Here is a 3,541-nt window from a genome sequence, read left to right as displayed (position 1 = left end):
GGCCGAGCTCCACCGCGGCGTTGGGGGCGGCGCAGGTGCCGCTGCGGATGTTCTCGACGACGAGCTTGTTGCCGCGCACCTGGATCCTCACGTAGGTGCGGACGTGCTCCTGGTTCTCCACCGAGTTGGCCCAGTGGCTCTTGGGGTTCAGCGGGTCGGGACCGAAGTTCGGGTCCTTGGTCACGTCGGGAGCGGTGAGGTCGTAGTACTTCGAACCCGACGCGGAGTTCGCCGTCACATAGATGACACCGCCCGGACCCTTGACCACCGAGTCGGCACCGGGCTGCTCGTCCTTGTTCGCCTTCTCACCGTTCTTGATCACGTAGCTACGGGAGTAGCTGTGGTCGTGACCCTGCAGGACCAGGTCGACGCCGAGCTTCGAGAAGGCGGCCGGGAAGTCCTGACGACGCTGCTTGTTGTCGCTGTCGTTCGCGTGGGCGGCCGGCGAGTAGATCGCGTGGTGGTAGATGAGCACCGTGTGCTTCGCGTCGGCGCCGTGCTCCTTGACGACATTGGTGATGTAGTCGATGTGCGCCGCGTCGGAGCCATTGGTGTAGGCGTTGCTGTTGATGTCGATGAACAGGACGTTCTTGTACTTGAACCAGTAGTCACCGCCCGACCGGGTCGCCGCGCTGCCGTTGTAGTACGGCGCGGAGCGGTCGGTGTTCGGCGTCCAGAAGTGCTGCTCGTACGCCCTGCCGCCGACGTCGTGGTTGCCGATGGTGGCGGCCCACGGGTACTGGCGCAGCTTGTCGGGCGCGAGGAACGCGTTCCACTGCGTCTCGGTATTGGCGGTCTCGACCTGGTCACCGCCCGAGACCAGCAGCTCGGCCTTCGGGTTGGCGGCGAGGGCGACGTCGAGGGTGTCGAGCCACCCGGCACCGTCCTTCGCCACATTGCCGGACGAGCCGATCTGCGGGTCGCCGAAGAACAGGAAGTCGAGGTTGTTGCCGTTGAAGTCCTGGGTCGTGAAGGAGTAGGTCGGGGACCACTGGCCCTCGACACCCACACGGTAGGAGTACGCGGTGTTCTGCTTCAGGCTGTCGATCGTCGCGTGAGCGTTGTAGCCGCCGTTGACGCTGTTGGCGGTGACCGTGGCCGGGAAGGTGACGGCACTTGTGGGGAACTCGCCGTTGACGAGCTTGGACGTCGGCGCGACCTGGATCACCTGCGCGGTGCCGGCCGAGGAGTACCACGACACGACGCGCTGCGTTTCGTTGGCGCCCACACCGAGGACGATGCCGGTGAGCGTCGCGCTGTCAGCGTGGGCCGCGGTCGTCAGGCCGCCGCCGAACACAGCGGTGGCACCGATGGCCGCCGCGGCGGCGCTCATGGCGACCCGGCGCCGAACAAGCCCGGGGCCCTGTGTCCCCTTGTCGAGCTTCATTGGTTTCCATCCATTTGGGGTATTAGGGAGGTTTGTCAAGATTCCGTAAAGCGGTGACTTGAAGGTGAACATGGGGTGGGCGGCCTGTTGCGCTTGCCGGAAGTTGTGACGTGATCTCAGATTCCGAGAACGCGTTGCACGAACCACACCAGGCCCATCACGGACACCCACGCCGCGATCGCCCCGGTCGTCCACAGCCCCGCGGCCGGTCGGCGGCGGCGCAGCAGGGCGAGCAGCGGGAAGACGACGATGATGATCGCCAGCTGGACGGCCTCGATGCCCACGTTGAAGACGAGGAGCGACCACAGAAGCGTCCACGACCAGGCCTGGTCGATCCCCAGCGCCGCGGCGAAGCCGAGCCCGTGCACGAGCCCGAAGCAGAAGACCACCGCGAGCCGCGTCCAGCCCGCGCGGTCCAGGCTGAGGTGACCGCGGCTGAGCGTCGCGAGTTCCGCGGCGTGCGATCGGCGTCGCCGGATCCGCCACAGATGCCAGCCGGCGACGACCGCGATCGAGAGGGCGATGACCGGCTCGACGAACGACGCGGGCACCTCCACGAGGCCGAGAGCGGCGAGGATGAAGGTCACCGAGTGAGCCAGCGTGAAGGTCGTCGCCGCCAGCACGATCTCGCGCAGGCGGCGTGATCCCGCGATGAGCGCCAGCAGGAAGAGGATGTGGTCGAGTCCGCTGAGCAGGTGCTCGGCTCCGAGCCGGAAGAACTGCCAGAACCGCTCGAACCAGGACTGTCGCGTGGAGAACGACCGATGCTGAGCGTCGAGGGCGGTGCTTCCGGACTTCAGGTCGAGGTCGTAGGTGACGATCGTCTTGCTGTCGCGTACATAGCCCTCTGAGCCCGGGAACAGCCCGCTGCGCACCTCGTGCGCGTCAGCGGACTCCGGGCACCGGTAGTCGAGGATCAGCAGCGCGTACGGGACACCCTCGCGTTGCCCGATCGTGAAGTCGCCGTCCCGGACCGGGGTGCACGCCTTGCCCCCGGTCGTGACACCGAAGCGCTCGGTCACGTACGCGACCACCGAGTCGGCGTGGGCGTCGAGCGCGGCGGCCTGCTCCGCCGCGTCACCGGCCTCGAACGCCGCGGTGCCCGCTCGGAAGAGCGGATCATCCTTCTCGTTGTCGGCGGCGGAGACGACGAGCAGGTCGTACTCCAGCTGGAGCTCGGTGCGGACGTGCCCGGTTTCGGGCGAGGCGAGGTCGGCGTAAACCGTCGAGGTGAACCCGTGGGCGAGAGCGGGCGGGGCACTGAGCAGGACGGCCACGGCTACGGCGGCGATGACGGCACCGGCACGACGCCGAGCGGCGGGGGACATATGACTCCTTTTCGGGTTTGGCGTACGAAATCTGCTCGGCTGAGATGAACGAACGGCATCTCGCGGTCGAACCGGTGACGAACCAAGCCCGGCGGGTGACGGCCCCCGCTCCGAAGGCCCCAAACAATGAGGTAGGAAGTAGGCGCACTTCCCGCCACCCCCGGAGGACGATCTCTATGCGCTCTCGACTTCTGCCTGCCAGCGCACTGGCCGCGGCAGTCGCGACCGCTCTACTGCTCAGCGGATGCGGCTCCGGCGACGACTGGTCCCGGCCGCACGCGAAGCCCACCGCCGTCGGCACCCCCGGCGCGGGGTTCTTCCCCGACGCGTCGCCCGCCCCGGAGGCGACGATCACGCCGCGACCCGGCTCCTGGAACGGGGTCCGTCCGTCGGAGGGCTACCGCGTGGTGCTGCTCACCGTGGGGGACGACCCTCAGACCAGAACGCTGGTGAGCGCCGTGACGGAGTGGGCCGAGGAGGAGAACGTCAGCCTCAAGACCCTCACGGCCACGCGGCCGGACCAGTTCATTCCGCGCATCAGCCGTGCGATCGAGATGAAGCCCGACCTCATCATCAGCGCGGGCGACGACCTCATCGACCCCCTGGCCCTGGTCACTCCCAACCACCTCGACCAGCAGTTCCTCGTGGTCGGCGCCGAACTGGCCGAGCCCACGGCGAACGTCACCGCCGCCGACTGGACCGGTGCGTCGTTCCGCGGAGAGGGCCTCGGCATGTCCTCGACGTACGATCCCGCCACCTTCACCCCCGAACGCGCCGGGCGCGCCGTCCGGGCCGGTGCCGCGGCCGTGCTCAACGGCTTGACCGG

At 68.1% G+C, this 3,541-nt stretch carries 3 protein-coding genes; 1 reads left to right on the top strand and 2 read right to left on the bottom strand.

The features are described 5' to 3' along the window. Positions 1–1,387: purple acid phosphatase family protein (locus AB0I59_RS41975; protein ID WP_358142652.1), on the bottom strand; the 1,387-nt coding region annotated here is incomplete at its 3' end. 116 nt (positions 1,388–1,503) lie between these two features. After that, on the bottom strand, positions 1,504–2,715 hold the full coding sequence (locus tag AB0I59_RS41970; protein ID WP_358142649.1) for a HupE/UreJ family protein: 1,212 nt from the start codon (positions 2,713–2,715) through the stop codon (positions 1,504–1,506). Between the two features lie 176 nt (positions 2,716–2,891). Here AB0I59_RS41970 and AB0I59_RS41965 point away from each other — a divergent pair. Continuing rightward, a partial coding sequence (locus AB0I59_RS41965) for a type 1 periplasmic-binding domain-containing protein (RefSeq protein WP_358142646.1) occupies positions 2,892–3,541 on the top strand: 650 nt, incomplete at its 3' end.

The organism is Microtetraspora glauca (assembly GCF_040656155.1).
Lineage (GTDB): Bacteria > Actinomycetota > Actinomycetes > Streptosporangiales > Streptosporangiaceae > Microtetraspora > Microtetraspora glauca.
Note: the sequence above shows the minus strand (reverse complement) of the source record. Positions and strands in the feature narration are given on the sequence as shown.